The following is a 14,962-nucleotide window of genomic DNA, read 5'->3' as shown; positions in this document are numbered from 1 at the left end:
TCAACGGCGGAAAAGCCCGACGATCCAAGAATCGAAAGGCAAAAGATATTTATTCAAAAAGACGAGCGCGAAGACGGAAAGGCAAAGGATCGCCGCGACCGCGTCGCGGATATGCAATTTCATCACGCGATATTTCGTCCGCTTCGCGACCGAGCTGTAACAGCGCGCGTCCATCGCGAGCGCGAGTTCATCCGCCCTGCGGAACGCGCCGACGAACAGCGGCACGAGGACGGGGATCATCGCTTTGGCTTTTTGAAAAGCCCCGCCCGTGTCGAACGAAGCGCCGCGCGCCTTTTGCGCGAGCATAATCTTATCCGTCTCCTCGACGAGGATCGGGATCATACGGAGCGCGATACTCATAATGAGCGCGAGCGCGTGCACGGGAACTTTGATGAGTTTCAAGGGAGCGAGCAGACTCTCGATCGCGTCGGTGAGTTCCATCGGCGTCGTCGTCAGCGTCAAAAGCGCGGGGAACAGCATCAAAAGGATCAGCCTCAGCGCGAGTTTGATCGCGCGTTCCACGCCTTCCGAATAGATTTTTATGAATTTCCACCCCCACAAAAGGTTCTCCCCTTTCGTAAAGAACAAGTTGATAACGGACGTGATCAAGACCAAAAGAACGACCGTCCGAACGGTGCGGAAAAGAATTTTCAAAGGGATTTTGGAAAGAAGCGCGATCCCGACGATAAAAAGGAACAGCGCGCCGTACATCGCGTAATCTTCGCAGAAAAAGATCGTGATGATATACGCGATCACGAGAAGAAGCTTTACGCGGGGATCCAGCTTATGGACGACGGATTCCGTCGGATAATATTGTCCGAAAACGATATTATTCATTTCTCGCCCTCCGCTTCGCAAGCGCTTCGATCAGTTCGCTCTTTTTGACGGGCTTTTCCGAAAGGGTGACGCCGCGCCGTTCGAGCGCTTTTACGATCTTGACGACGGACGGGACGTCCATCTCGGCGTCGATCAAAGTTTCCTCATCGTAAAAGATCTCGCGGGGAGAACCCGTTTTCAGAATTCTGCCGCCCGAAAAGACCGCGACGCGATCGCAATTCTCCGAAACCGCTTCCATATCGTGAGAAACGATGATGACGGTCGGAGAGGTCGTCTCTTTGAGTTTGCGGATCAAAGAAAGGATTTCCCGCTTTCCGACGGGATCCAGCCCCGCCGTAGGCTCGTCGAGGATCAAGACGCGAGGTTTCATCGCGATGACGCCCGCGATCGCGACGCGCCGTTTCTGCCCGCCCGAAAGCTCGAACGGAGAACGATCGCGGATCTCGTCGTAATCGAGTCCGACGAGGGTGATCGCTTCTTGAACGCGCGTTTGGATCTCCTCGTCCGAAAGACCGAGGTTTTTCGGTCCGTAGCCGACGTCCTTTTCGACGGTTTCGTCAAAGAGTTGGTATTCGGGGTATTGCATGACCATTCCGATCGTTCCCCTGAGTTTTTTCAGGTCGGGTTTCTTCGCGGAAAGGTCGATATCAAAGACCTTGATCTCGCCGTTTTGCAGTTTGATCAAGGCGTTTAAGTGCTGAATAAAAGTCGATTTTCCGCTACCGGTCTTGCCGATGATCGCAAGATATTCGCCCTCGGTGATTTCGAGGTCGACGCCTTGGAGAGCGGAGGAAGCATAGGGCGTTCCCTGAGAATAGACGTATGACAGATTTCTTACAGAGATTGACATATCGCCTCCGCTAAGGTCTCTTCCCCGTAGATCGCGGAGGGGAGAGAAAAGCCCTTCTTTCTAAGTTCGGACGCGACGTAATCGGGGACGGGCAGTTCGAGATCGAACGACTTGATCTTTTCCGCGTCGCGAAAGACTTCCGAAGGCGCTCCGTCCATCACGACGGAACCGCCTTTCATAACGATGACGCGGTCCGCTTTGACCGCTTCTTCCATAAAGTGAGTGATCAGGACGACGGTGATCCCTTGCCGATTGAGTTCGTGCGCGACGGACAAGACTTCCGTCCTGCCCTTCGGATCGAGCATCGCCGTCGATTCGTCGAGGACGAGGATCTTCGGGCGCATCGCAAGGACTGCGGCGATCGCGACGCGCTGTTTCTGCCCGCCCGAAAGTTTATAGGGCGTGTGATGCCTGTGCGCCGTCATTCCGACCGCATCGAGCGCGTAGGTTATGCGCTCTTCGATCTCCTCGCGCGGAACGCCGAGGTTCTCGGGGCCGAACGCGATCTCGTCTTCGATAATAGACGCGACCATTTGATTGTCGGGGTTCTGAAAGACCATTCCGACCTTACTGCGGATCGCGAAAAGAGCGGTTTCGTCCGTCGTGTTCGTGCTGTCGCCGTCCACCGTAACTTCCCCTTCCGAGGGGATCAAAAGCCCGTTCATCAGCTTGGCGAGCGTGCTTTTCCCGCTCCCGTTCTCGCCGCAAACGCAGACGAAAGTTCCGTCGGCTATTTCCAAGCTGACATTCTTGACCGCGAGGAGCGCGTCCTCTTCGGCGGGATATTCGTAACTGACGTTTTGAAATTTTACGGGCATTTTCTTTATTCCCCGAAACGCGACGGAAATCGCGTTTCGTCGTTTATACACTATAAGGGGAGCCCCGTTCCCGGCGCTCCCCTCGCTTTCTAAGCAACCTCAGGCTTATTCTTTGCCTGCGAGTTTCTTATATCCGGCAAGCCTTGCTTTGGAATCCGCTTCGGTCTTCGCGAAGAGCGCGTCCGCAATTTGCGGTTGCGTCTTCTTCAAGGACGCGTATCTGGTTTCACCCGCAAGGAAGGCTTGATAATCCGCGGTGGGATCTTTGGAGTCGAGCGAGAACGGGTTCTTGCCTTCGTCCGCCAAGGTCGGGTTGTAACGATAGAGCTGCCAGTAGCCGCAATCGACCGCTTTCTTCTCTTCGGTCTGCGAATTCGCCATGTTGATACCGTGGTTGATACAGGGCGCGTAGCAGATGACGAGGGACGGTCCGTCGTAAGCTTCCGCTTCGGTGATCGCGTTCAGGAATTGCTGTTTGTTCGAGCCCATCGCGCATTGTGCGACGTAGACGTAGCCGTAGCTCATCGCCATCATACCGAGGTCCTTCTTCTTGGTCCTCTTGCCCGCCGCGGCGAATTTCGCAACGGATCCGGTCGGGGTGGACTTACTGGATTGACCGCCGGTGTTGGAGTAGACCTCGGTGTCGAGGACGAGGACGTTGACGTCTTCGCCGCAAGCGAGGACGTGATCCAAGCCGCCGTAACCGATATCGTACGCCCAGCCGTCGCCGCCGAAGATCCAAATGGACTTCTTAACGAGGCAATCCTTCGCTGCGAGGATCTCTTTGACGATCGGATAGCAAGCGCATTCTTCGGTGCATTTCGAGATCAACGAGAGGAGCTTCTCGGAAGCCGCTTTGCTGCCTTCCGCGCTCTTTCTGTTGTCGAGCCATTCTTGCGCCGCCGCCTTGACTTCCTCTTTCTGCGCCGCTTCTTTCAAAGCTTCGATCTTCTCGGCGAGCTTCGCCCTGCGCTGCGCATAAGCGAGGTTGATACCGTAACCGAACTCGGCGTTATCCTCGAAGAGGCTGTTTGCCCAAGCGGGTCCGTGGCCTTCTTTGTTGACCGTGTACGGGCAGGTCGGAGCACTGCCGCCGTAGATCGAAGAGCAACCCGTCGCGTTCGCGACGATCATTCTGTCGCCGAACATTTGGGTGATGACTTTGACGTAAGGAGTTTCGCCGCAACCCGCGCAAGCTCCGGAGAACTCGAAGTACGGTTGTTTGAACTGGCTGCCCTTAACGGTGGTTTCTTTGCAACCCGGGCAAGCGGAAACGTCCACAGCGGGGAGGTTTTCGGCGAACTTGTAGTTGACGGTCTCATCGTCCACGAGGGAGCCGAGCGGAACCATATTGAGCGCGCGCTCCGCGGGAGCCGCCGCTTTTTGACCCGCAGCGATCGCCTTCTTATCCGCACCTTCGTTCACGGGGCAGATATTCGCGCAAACGCCGCAACCCATACAGTCGAGCGGGGAAACCTGCATACGGAACGCATAGCCCTTGTTTCCGGTCATCGCCTTGGTGGTGAAGGAAGCGGGCATTTCCGCATCTTCTTTCACGACCGCGGGGCGGATACAAGCGTGCGGGCAGACGAAAGAACATTGGTTACATTGGATACATTTTTCCGCGTTCCACTTCGGGACGAGGACCGCGACGCCGCGTTTCTCGTACTTCGTCGTGCCGGTCGGGACGGAGCCGTCCGCGTTGAACGCCGAAGAAGGAAGCTTGTCGCCTTCTTGCGCGATGATCGGAGCGACGGTGTTCATAAAGTAGTCGCTGCCTTCGACCTTCGCCATTTCCGCGCCGGTCGTCGCTTCCGCCCAAGAAGCGGGAACGTCGATCTTGACGAGGTTCGCTTCCGCGGAGTCGATCGCCGCGTAGTTCATATTGACGACGGCGTCGCCTTTCTTCGCGAAGGACTTATACGCCATTTTCTTCATAAAGTCGACCGCTTGATCGTAAGGAATGATGTTCGCGATCTTGAAGAAAGCGGATTGAAGGATCGTGTTCGTTCTGCCTTTGAGTCCGAGACCGGCAGCGATCTTGATCGCGTCGATGACGTACAGATTGACGTGCTTCTTCGCGATGTCGCGCTTAACGGAAGCGGGAAGGACGTGTTCGAGCTCTTCGACCGTCAAAGCGGAGGTATTGAGAAGGAAGGAGCCGCCCTCTTTGATATCGCCCGTCATGTTGTAGCGGGTGATGTAGGAGGGGTTCGAGCATTGGACGAAGTCCGCCGCGTCGATCAAATACGCGGATTGGATCTTCGTGTCGCCGAAACGCAAGTGAGAAACGGTGATACCGCCGGATTTCTTACTGTCGTAAAAGAAGTAACCTTGGACGAACTTGTCGGTATGGTCGCCGATGATCTTGATGCTGTTCTTATTCGCGCCGACCGTTCCGTCCGAACCGAGACCCCAGAATTTGCAGGAGATCGTTCCCGCGGGAGCCGCGTCGTACTTCTCGGAGAAATCGAGAGAGGTGTGGGTCAAATCGTCGTAAATACCGACGGTGAAGTGATTCTTCGGTTCGGCTTGTTCAAGGTTCTTATAAACCGCGAAGACCATCGAAGGATTGAATTCTTTGGAGCCGAGGCCGTATCTTCCGCCGACGACTTTGATATCCGCTCTGCCGTTTTCGAGGAGCGCGGAGCAGACGTCGAGGTACAAGGGCTCGCCGAGCGAGCCGGCTTCTTTGGTCCTATCGAGGACGGCGAGTTTCTTGACGCTCTTCGGAAGCGCGGCAAGGAACGCCTTGACCGCGAACGGTCTGTAAAGTCTGACTTTCAAAAGGCCGACTTTATGACCTTCTTTGTTCATTCTGTTGATGGTCTCTTCGACCGCGTCCGCACCGGAGCCCATAAGGACGATGACGTTCTCCGCGTCGGGCGCGCCGACGTAATCGAACAAGTGATAGCTTCTGCCGGTAAGAGCGGAAACTTTATCCATCATTTCTTGGACGATCGCGGGGGTCGCTTCGTAGTACTTGTTCGCGGTTTCGCGGTTTTGGAAGTAAATATCCGCGTTTTGCGCGGTGCCGCGCTGGATCGGGTGCTCCGGATTGAGGGCGCGAGCGCGGAAATCTTCGATGTCTTTCATATCGACGAGAGTCTTCATCTCGTCATATTCGATCATATCGATCTTGGACACTTCGTGAGAGGTGCGGAAACCGTCGAAGAAATGGAGGAAAGGAACTTTCGCTTTGAGCGTGGACAAATGCGCGACGAGAGCGAGGTCCATAACTTCCTGAACGGAGTTGGAAGCAAGCATCGCAAAGCCCGTCTGACGGCAAGCCATAACGTCCGCGTGATCGCCGAAGATGTTCAGAGCGTGCGCGGCAAGAGCGCGAGCGCTGACGTGGAAGACGGTCGGAAGGAGCTCGCCCGCGATCTTATACATGTTCGGGATCATGAGGAGCAAGCCTTGGCTCGCGGTATACGTCGTCGTCAAAGCGCCGGCGACCAAGGAGCCGTGCACAGCGCCGGCGGCGCCGCCTTCGGATTGCATCTCGGCGAGACGCAACTTTTGACCGAACATATTGACGCGACCTTGCGCAGACCATTCGTCCGCCACTTCCGCCATCGGGGAAGAGGGAGTAATCGGGTAGATCGCGGCGACTTCGGAAAATGCGTAAGCAACGTGACTCGCAGCGGTGTTACCGTCCACAGTTTGTTTGAAACTCATAACGTACCTCCTTAATATGGATACTGTAAAGTAAATTAAGAACATTATAAAACTATCGTTTGAGCATTGTCAATCATCTTTATTTATTATAAATAAAAAAAATGTGCGGAAACGCCGAAAAAAATCGGGGAAATCCGAGCGATCGGCAGCCGCCCCGCACATTCTTCGCTCTGGCGCGCGACGAAAAACCGCGCGGGACTCCCCGCGCGGTAAAACGCATAAAAACCGAAGCTCCGGCAGGACGCGTCTCGGCGATCGGACGCGCCCGCTTATTGCAACAACAGACCGCGCTCCCCGTCCACGACTCTCATCACTTTGAGTTCTTCGCCCGAGCTTGCTCCGACGTACACGAAGTACTTCTCCTCTCCCTTCGTCCCGTAGACCTCGTAAGCAAGCGTTTCCCCGTCCCCTTTGGTCGGGACAACGGCGAGCCGTACGCTTTGAATATCGAGATCCTCGCTGACCGACGAAACCGCCTCCGACGGCGGAATCGGAGATTCGAAGGAGGCTCGGGCGGTATGATTGAAAATATAGTTCAGGCTCTCCATTCCTTCGATCTCTCCCGTTTCGCCGTTGACCTTGACTTTGATCAGGTCGGGATAGAAAATCACGCCCTTTTCCGCATACGCGAGATTGACGTAATAATCGCCGTCGTAATTACTTGCCCAAACGGCTTTCATCGAGGAAAGCCCGATATTCTCCGCATATGCTTCCGCCGCGCGCTCCGCCCGCTCGGCGGTCAGAGTCGGAGCGTTCGCGCGCTCTTCCGCAAAGGAGAAAGCGACGGGGAACGCGCCTTTTTTCGCGAGAGTAACGAAGCATTTTCCGCGCGAAGTCGAAAGCTCGAAGTCGAAGGTTTCAAAAACGTTTTTACTTCCGTTATGCACGGATATTTCTGAAATTTCCGTGTTCGGAAGAAGCTCGGAAAGCCTATCGATCGCTTCGTTTTCGGTCGCGTCTTTCCCCGTAAGACCTTTCGCCCGCCTTTCCGTCATCGAATCGCTGAACGGTCCGTCGTAGATCATCGAAGGATAGTCGATCTCCTCGTTCTCGAACGACTTGACCATCCCCGAAAATCCGCCCTCCGTTTCACCGATCGCGGTCAAAAAGGAAAAGCCGTCCTTTTCGACCTCGCCCGAAACTTTTTGCAGGGAAGTCTTGATCTCGCGAAGGACGGACGCGATCTCGCCGATCGTCTCTTTATCCTTTTCGGTCAGGTCGCCGCCCTTATTCAGTTTGTTATCGAGATACTTCGCGAAATCTCCCGTTTGGTTGATGAATTTCAAGATCGCGCTATTGTCCGCGCCCCTTTCCGAGAGGTTCGCCATATTCTCCGCGGCAGCCGTGGAATAGGCGGTCATATCCGACAAATATTCCTGCTTCATCGCTTTCGACCGCGCGACCGAAAGCTTCGTGACCGCCGTTTCCAGCCCGTCCGTATTATAGACGAGTCCGTAATAGCTTTTGCGATAGACGTTCTCCATCGTCGTCTTGTAACGGGAGTTCTCCGCTTCGGCTTTTGACTTAGACAGAGCATACAACGAGGCGAACAGCACCGCCGCCGCGGTCAGGCAAACGATCACCGCGATCGCCGCGACGTCCTTCCCTTTCCATTTTCGATTTTTATAAGTTCCTTGTGCCATATTCCCACCTTAAAGCGCGAAATTATGTTTGCCGATCGCGAGCATCACGGGGCGCGACCAAATCCAACTGCTCGTGGCGGTCGACGGGTTGTAGTAGTACAGGCAACCGTTCGTCGGGTCCCACCCGTTCAAAGCGTCCTGCGCCGCCCTTTTGGCGTTCGCGTCCGGCGTCAGGTTGATCTGCCCGTCCGCCACGCAGGTAAACGCATACGGCTGATAGATAACCCCCGAAATGCTGTTTGGGAATTTCGAAGAACGAACGCGGTTCAAGATCACCGCGCCGACCGCGACCTGCCCCGTGTACGGCTCTCCGCGCGCTTCGGCGTAGATGCACTTCGCGAGAAGATAGGAATCGCTCGAAGAATAGGTCGATCCGCCCGAAGAGGACGAACCCGACGAGAGCGAGATCCCCATCGCCGCGGCGGTCTTCGCGCCGACGATCCCATCCTGCGCAAGCCCGTTCACCCTCTGAAAATACTTAACGGCGGCGACGGTCTTCGGACCGTAGATCCCATCGACCGAGCCCGTGTAATACCCCCAGTTTTTAAGTTTGGTTTGGACGGTCTTCACCGCCGTTCCCTTGGAACCGTTTTTCAAAACTTCCGCCGAACTTTCGGATTCCGAAAAAAACGGAAAGAGGACGAAAGCGAAAACGGCGACCAATAAAAGAAAAATCGCGATCTTTTTCATAAATACCTCACGTTGAATTTGCCGTTAGTATGAAAAAAGATTTTTCGCTTATACCGTTTGAAACGGAAAAATCCGCCCATACTTTCGATATGAAACGTTACATATTGATTTTTCTTTGTTTGATTCTCTTCGCCGCCGTCGGCACTCTCCTATTGACTTCCTGCGCGCCTGCGCCCGCCCGCGAAAAATATATAAGGATTCATATTCGCGCAAATTCCGACAGAGAAGAAGACCAAACGATCAAACTCGCCGTCCGCGACAGCATCGTCCAATATCTCGCGCCGCTCGCGGTGACCGCGAAGACCAAAGAGGAAATGTGGGAACTTATGAAAAATCGAAAAAGCGAGATCGAAAAGATCGCGGACGACACTCTTCTCGGTTGCGGTTATTCCTACACGGCGAGGGTAAAACTCGGAAAAGAGGATTTTCCCACAAAATCTTACGGCGATCTGACCCTCGAAAAGGGAACCTACGACGCCGTCGTCGTCGAACTCGGAACGGGGAAAGGTAAAAATTGGTGGTGCGTCGCGTTCCCGCCTTTATGCTTCGTGGCGGCGAAAGAAACGGGGACGGAAGAGATACGATATCGCAGCTGGATCGCCGAGTTATTCCATAAATAGAATATATGACTTGTGTATTATTTCGAACCGTAAAAAAAGAGACGCCTCGCCGAATTCTCGGAAAGGCGTCGATTTGTATTTTATTCGGAAAAATCCGAATATTTTTTTTATTTTCCTCTGAAAATCATAATCTTTTTCGCTTCATCAAGCGGCTCCGCGAGAAAGGGATTCGCCTTTACGAGCGCACTCGGCGCCGCGCGCATCGCTTTGGCGATCGACCAAAGATCCTCTCCTTTTTCCGCGAAATAGACGGTGACGCCCGCATCTTCTTCGGCTCGCGGACCGCACTCCGTAAGATCGGAAAGGAAAGCGATCTCCTCGTTCCCGAACAAAGAGACTTTGACGCTCGTCTCGGCGGCGACTTCGATCCCGCCTGCGGTCAATCGAGAAGTTACCGAAAGAGCTTCGAACGCCGCTTCCGCCGAATCGCCCGCTTTCGCACCGACGTAAGGAAGATCGAACGAGAAGGGAAATTCTTTTTCTTTCGAGAAATACCCTTCTTCTTTTTCGAAGACTGCGGTAAAGGAAGCCACGCCCTCGACTTTGACCGCGTTGTCGCTCACCGCGACGGTCGCGATCGCCGATCCGCCCGGTCGAACGGTCACGACGCGTCGAACGCCTTCCTCTTCGATCACGCCGGAGAGCGGCACGCGGAAGAACGCTTCGGAAAGGAACGGGCGCAAAGGAATCACCTTTCTCTTCTCTTCCGCTTCGGTTTCGAGCGGGTAAACGTCCGTCACCGCGGAGATCTCGCGATCCGAGAATTCGCAAACCGTCAGCGTCAAAGCGATCTCGATCTCAATCAGAGAATTTTCCTCGTCGCCGGACAAGACGACGCGCGCATTCTTTACCGAGAGATCGAAGCTCGCCCGTTCCGCGTCCGTCTCTTCTTCCCTCGAAAACGGGAAAGAGAACGCGCGTTCGACAGTCTCCCCTTCTTCCGTAACGTAGACGACGTTCGCTTCGGCTTCGCCCGTAACGCGAAGGAACCCGTTTTCCGCGCTTGCTTCGCGGATCGCCGCCGCCGCGTCGAAGAGCACGATCTTTTTGATGTTCGCACCCGCGCTTTCCTCTTTTTCGAGTTCGATCGAAAAGTCCTTTTTCGCGCGAAAACGTTGCGTCTTAAAAATCTCTTCTTTGATCTCCGCCCCGCGAACCGCCGCGACCGCCCTTTCTTCTCTCTCCCCGTAAGTCGTAAGCACCGCGCCGACGACGGCGGAAAGTTCGATCCCGTTCCCGTCCGCGACGCCCGTCGCTTCGATCACGGACAGATCGACGGTCTGTCTTTCGTCCGCGCGGATCTCTTCGCCCTTTATGGCAAATTCAAAATCCTTAAAATAATCCAGTCCGCATAGTTTCTCCTGCCGATCGAGATATAGCAGCCTGTAATTGACCTTTCCGCTGATCCTTGCTTCGCCGGACAAAAGCTCCACTCCCGAGACTTTTGCTTCCGCTTCGACGGAAAGCGTCTTCGAGACGCCGCCTCGCTCCGACGCGTCCACCCGCGTCTCCACCGCGAACTGATCCTCGTAAACCTTTCTGATACCGAACGAAACGTCCTTAAATTCGATTTCCATAATCCCCCTCCCGAAGTTTTATGCTAAAACATACGCCGAAAAAGGCGGATTTATGACAAGCCTTTTCGGGCGAAATCCCGCGTTGTCCTTTTATCCGCGCGGAGCCGCGGGGCGATCTTTTTATATTGACTTGAAGTATGTTTTTGTTTATAATATCTATAATACTTAACGCACGGATGCTTGATTATGCGAAAATTGAAACATTGGATCCCGTTTTTACTTTTATCTGTCGCTCTGCTCGGTTGCCTTTTTTCCTGCGGAAAAAAAGAAACGCCGACCTTTTCACTTTCCTTTAACGGGGCGATCCTTTCTTGGGAAAAGATCTCGAACGCGTCGTATTACACCGTCAATTGCACTTTCCCGGACGGGACGGGCTACTCCGTCTCCTCGAAAACCGAATCTTACGCTTGCCCCCAAAGCGCGGCGGGCGATTATCTTTACACCGTTACGGCGCACGACAAGTCCAAAAAAATCGTCGCGAGATCGGAAAGCATCGTCTATCACCTCGGCGAAGGAAGCTACGCCGACCCCTATTTGATTTCGGGCGCGGACGAACTCAAAACCATTTTCTCCGGTTCCGTCGAGGTCGCCTTCGGAAAGACGAAGGTCGAGGCGCCCCTGCATTATCGCTTGGAAGCGGATATCGATCTTTCGGGCGCGGAATGGACTCCGATCGGAAACACCTCGACCCCCTTCATCGGCGTCTTCGACGGAAACGGACACAAGATCACGGGGCTTACTTTGAAGACCTGTAACGCGGACGCGAAAGTCGGTCTGTTCGGATCGATCAAAAACGCCGTGATCAAGAATCTCACCCTCGAAGGCGCAAGCCTCGTCTTCGGAAAGGATTCGAACGTCAAAGGGAACTCGATCAACGTCGGGTTGCTTTGCGGCTACGCGAATGCGTCCGTCTTCGATAACTGCCGCGTAACCGGCGAAATGAAGATCCTCGAAGGAATCTCGACGACGGGTTCCGTCAATATGTACGCGGGCGGCGCGATCGGGCAAGTCGCCTCGGGAAAGATCTTCAAGACCTCTTTCGAAGGAACCGTCTACGCGCAATACTCCTGCGTCTTCCTCGGCGGGCTTCTCGGCTATGCGTCGAACGCTTCGCCGCGTTTCGTTATGACGAATTCTTATGCGAACGCGACCGTCGAAGCGAGCGCGACGGGCTACAATCTGACCTCGAAGACCAGCACGGCGATCGCGCGAGCGGGCGTCCTCGCAGGCTCGATCGCGGGTTCGGACCGCATTTCTTCCTGTCTTGCGATCGGTTCCGCTTCCGCTTCGACGACGAGAGACGGGACGTCGGAATCTTCGATCACTTCGGGCGTTTTCGGAAACACGGCGGGTTCTTCCGGGATCAACAGCGTCCCGATCTACAATCTCTTTTACAGCGCGTCCGTTCCCCAAGTCTCGGGGACGAGAGCGAAACTCGGGACGGGGCAAACCGCCTATCCTTTGACGGAAGAAGAACTCAAAAACAAAGAGAAATACCTCGTCGGCGAAAGCTACGCCCTTGATTTCGAAAAAATTTGGGAAATGAAAGAAGAAGGACCCGCGCTTCGCCGCTCCGCCATAACGTTCGAGCCGCTTCCGCTTTCGGTGACCTTCAAGCAGATCCGCGGCGAAAAGACCGAACTCGTAAAATCTTTCTCGCTTCGCGACACGTTCAACCCCTCGTATTTCGCGCTGTCCGTCAGCGGGATGACCGCCTACTACTGCGGCTATCATCTGAACACGATTCTGAATTCGATGGGCGCGGATCTCGTTAAAGCGCAAAGCATCGGGATTTTCGCGGACGGAGAGGAAGTCCGTACCTTCCCCGTGACCGACGGATCGTTCTCTTCCACCTATCTGACCTGCGGCGCGTTCGACGCGTACGAATTCGAATCCACGCTTTACGAAGCGTATCGATTGATCGACGCCGCGTCTTTGACCGTCTATGACGACCTCACGCCGAAAATCTTGGAGATCGTCGTCACTTGCTCCGCTGCGGAAGAAGGCGGAGAAAACGCATAACGAAAACAAAGCGCCCGACGGGCGAAAAGGAGATAAAAATGAGTTTAGCCGACGAGATTTTTATTCAAAACGTAAACGACATTTTGAGTAGCGGAGTCAGCGACGCGGATATGGAAGTCCGCCCGCGCTGGGATGACGGCGCGCCCGCGCACACGATCAAAAAGTTTTGCATCGTAAATCGTTACGATCTCTCGAAAGAATTCCCGATCACGACCCTGCGCTACACGAATTTTCGCGCCGCGCTCGACGAGCTTTTATGGATCTGGCAAAAGAAAAGCAATAACGTCCACGATCTGAATTCCCATATTTGGGACGCTTGGGCGGACGAGACGGGCTCGATCGGAAAGGCGTACGGCTATCAACTCGGCGTAAAGCACCACTATAAAGAAGGCGACTTCGACCAAGTCGACCGCATTTTGTACGATCTCAAACACAATCCGGCTTCCCGCCGCATTATGAGCAATATTTACGTCCACGCCGATCTCTCCGAAATGCATCTCTACCCCTGCGCTTATTCCATGACGTTCAACGTCGCGAACGGGAAACTGAACGCGATCCTGAACCAGCGTTCGCAGGACTTTTTGACGGCGAATAACTGGAACGTCGTCCAGTACGCCCTTCTCGTCCATATGTTCGCGCAGGTCAGCGGACTCGAAGTCGGAGAATTCGTCCACGTCATCGCGGACGCGCATATCTACGATCGCCATATCGATATGATCAAAGAAGTCATCGCGAAAGAGCCGCTTCCCGCGCCGCGCCTTATTATGGACAAGAGCATCACGAACTTTTACGATTTCACGGTGGACAGCTTCTCCTTGGAAAATTACGAGTATCACAAACTCGGTAAAAAGATCCCGGTGGCGGTATGAACGCGATCGCAGCCGTAAACGAAAAAGGCTATATCGGGAAAGGCGGCGATCTTCTTTACTCGATCAAAGAAGATATGTCGTACTTCGCCGCGACGACGAGGGGCAAAACCCTTGTTATGGGCAGAAAGACCCTTTTATCTCTCCCCGGTGGGAAAGGTCTGAAAGGCAGGACGAATATCGTCCTTTCGCGGACGATGACGAAAGAAGAAGCGGAAAGCCGCTCGGCGATCCTCGCGCGATCCCCCGAAGAGATCGAAGAAATCACGAGATCGCTCGGAATTTCCGAAGAAGACGTCTTCGTAATCGGCGGGGGCGAGGTCTATTCTTTGCTCCTTCCCTATTGCAAGACTCTTTATATCACCCGCGTTTTCTTACAAGACGAAGGCGACGCGGCGTTTCCCGAGATCCCTTCCGATTTTTCTTTGATCGAAGGCGAGGAAAAAGAAGCGAACGGGATCCGCTTCCGTTTCGACAAATATGTCCGATAGCATAACCGAAAAGGCGTTTGCCAAGCTCAATCTTTCTCTGAATATCCTCGGCGTAAAAGGCTCCTATCACGAGCTACGGATGCTCGATCAAACGATCGATCTTTTCGACGACGTCACTTTGTCTCCCCGCGGAGACGATCTCCTCGTTTCGGAATTCGAGGGAGATAATTCTCTCGTCATCCTCAAAAAACTGCAAGACGAATTTCATTTCGGCGGCGTGGACGTTCGCATCGTAAAAAGGATCCCCGTCGGCGGCGGGCTCGGAGGAAGCTCGGCGGACGCGGCTGCGGCGGCGATCGCCGCGGCGAGGCTCTTTTCTCTCCCGATCGCGCGCGTAAAACAGATCGCCGCGCCCCTTTTCGGCGATATTGCCTTTCAAATGACGAAAGGAACGGCAATCGCGGAAGGAATGGGCGAAATCATAACGCCCCTGCCTCCGCTTCCGAATCATTTCGTTCTTTTGTGCTTCCCCGAAAAGGGCGTCCTGACGAAAGACGCATTCGCTCTTTCCGACGGATACGAGAAAAAGAAAGCCGACCTCAAATCGCTTTACGAAGCCTTGTCCCGCGGAGAAAAAGCCGACCGCTTTTACGCGAACGATCTTTTGCCCGCGGCGATGCGACTGAACGCGGAGATCGGACCCGTCCTTCGCGAGATGCAGGACGACCGCGCCCTTTTGACGGGGATGACGGGCAGCGGAAGCACCCTCTTTTCCGTCTACCTTGATAAGCGTCAAGCGGAAGAAAAAGCCGCCCGGCTTCCTTGCAGCGCCCTCGTGACCCGTTTTTCCGAAGGAATTTGAGCGAAACGGGGTAAAATCGCTTTGCTTTCGACCGTCTTCCCGATATAATAAAGATAAGAACTTTC

The 14,962-nt window shown here is 54.4% G+C and carries 12 protein-coding genes; 5 read left to right on the top strand and 7 right to left on the bottom strand.

The genetic code is table 11. The annotated features are described in order from the left end of the window. The 6 genes from K5753_07145 to sleB all read right to left on the bottom strand — a co-directional run bounded on the left by K5753_07145 (position 1) and on the right by sleB (position 8,519). On the bottom strand, positions 1 to 837 hold the full coding sequence (locus tag K5753_07145; GenBank protein ID MCR4726975.1) for an energy-coupling factor transporter transmembrane protein EcfT: 837 nt from the start codon (positions 835 to 837) through the stop codon (positions 1 to 3). Beyond that, positions 830 to 1,687: an energy-coupling factor transporter ATPase gene (locus K5753_07140; GenBank protein ID MCR4726974.1), complete on the bottom strand. Its 858-nt coding sequence runs from the start codon at positions 1,685 to 1,687 to the stop codon at positions 830 to 832. The genes K5753_07145 and K5753_07140 overlap by 8 nt, the downstream gene beginning before the upstream one ends. After that, on the bottom strand, positions 1,672 to 2,505 hold the full coding sequence (locus K5753_07135; GenBank protein ID MCR4726973.1) for an energy-coupling factor transporter ATPase: 834 nt from the start codon (positions 2,503 to 2,505) through the stop codon (positions 1,672 to 1,674). The genes K5753_07140 and K5753_07135 overlap by 16 nt, the downstream gene beginning before the upstream one ends. A gap of 105 nt (positions 2,506 to 2,610) precedes the next feature. Continuing rightward, the gene (nifJ, locus tag K5753_07130; protein ID MCR4726972.1) at positions 2,611 to 6,186 is read right to left on the bottom strand and encodes a pyruvate:ferredoxin (flavodoxin) oxidoreductase; all 3,576 of its coding nucleotides are present in this window, start codon (positions 6,184 to 6,186) and stop codon (positions 2,611 to 2,613) included. Positions 6,187 to 6,455: 269 nt separating this feature from the next. Further along, positions 6,456 to 7,829 carry a germination protein YpeB gene (locus K5753_07125; GenBank protein ID MCR4726971.1) on the bottom strand — a complete coding sequence of 458 codons (1,374 nt, stop codon included), beginning with the start codon at positions 7,827 to 7,829 and terminating at the stop codon, positions 6,456 to 6,458. 9 nt (positions 7,830 to 7,838) lie between these two features. Then, positions 7,839 to 8,519 carry a spore cortex-lytic enzyme gene (sleB, locus tag K5753_07120; GenBank protein ID MCR4726970.1) on the bottom strand — a complete coding sequence of 227 codons (681 nt, stop codon included), beginning with the start codon at positions 8,517 to 8,519 and terminating at the stop codon, positions 7,839 to 7,841. 89 nt (positions 8,520 to 8,608) lie between these two features. On the opposite strand from sleB, the gene spoIIR reads away from it, so the two are divergent. Then, positions 8,609 to 9,139 carry a stage II sporulation protein R gene (spoIIR, locus tag K5753_07115; GenBank protein ID MCR4726969.1) on the top strand — a complete coding sequence of 177 codons (531 nt, stop codon included), beginning with the start codon at positions 8,609 to 8,611 and terminating at the stop codon, positions 9,137 to 9,139. Positions 9,140 to 9,246: 107 nt separating this feature from the next. Here spoIIR and K5753_07110 read toward each other — a convergent pair whose 3' ends face one another. Beyond that, positions 9,247 to 10,716 (bottom strand): hypothetical protein, encoded by a 1,470-nt coding sequence (locus K5753_07110; GenBank protein MCR4726968.1) that lies wholly within the window; start codon positions 10,714 to 10,716, stop codon positions 9,247 to 9,249. Positions 10,717 to 10,902: 186 nt separating this feature from the next. Between K5753_07110 and K5753_07105 the strand changes: the two genes are divergently transcribed. The 4 genes from K5753_07105 to K5753_07090 are packed head-to-tail and all read left to right on the top strand — an operon-like array spanning position 10,903 to position 14,897. Then, complete coding sequence (locus K5753_07105) at positions 10,903 to 12,738, top strand: hypothetical protein (GenBank protein MCR4726967.1); 1,836 nt, start codon at positions 10,903 to 10,905, stop codon at positions 12,736 to 12,738. Positions 12,739 to 12,776: 38 nt separating this feature from the next. Further along, positions 12,777 to 13,607 carry a thymidylate synthase gene (thyA, locus tag K5753_07100; GenBank protein MCR4726966.1) on the top strand — a complete coding sequence of 277 codons (831 nt, stop codon included), beginning with the start codon at positions 12,777 to 12,779 and terminating at the stop codon, positions 13,605 to 13,607. Next, positions 13,604 to 14,095 (top strand): dihydrofolate reductase, encoded by a 492-nt coding sequence (locus K5753_07095; protein MCR4726965.1) that lies wholly within the window; start codon positions 13,604 to 13,606, stop codon positions 14,093 to 14,095. Before thyA ends, K5753_07095 begins: the two co-directional genes overlap by 4 nt. After that, positions 14,085 to 14,897 (top strand): hypothetical protein, encoded by an 813-nt coding sequence (locus tag K5753_07090; protein MCR4726964.1) that lies wholly within the window; start codon positions 14,085 to 14,087, stop codon positions 14,895 to 14,897. The genes K5753_07095 and K5753_07090 overlap by 11 nt, the downstream gene beginning before the upstream one ends. Positions 14,898 to 14,962 lie beyond the last annotated feature (65 nt).

This window comes from Clostridia bacterium (assembly GCA_024685775.1).
Classification (GTDB): Bacteria; Bacillota; Clostridia; order Christensenellales; family CAG-1252; genus CAG-1252.
Note: the sequence above shows the minus strand (reverse complement) of the source record. Positions and strands in the feature narration are given on the sequence as shown.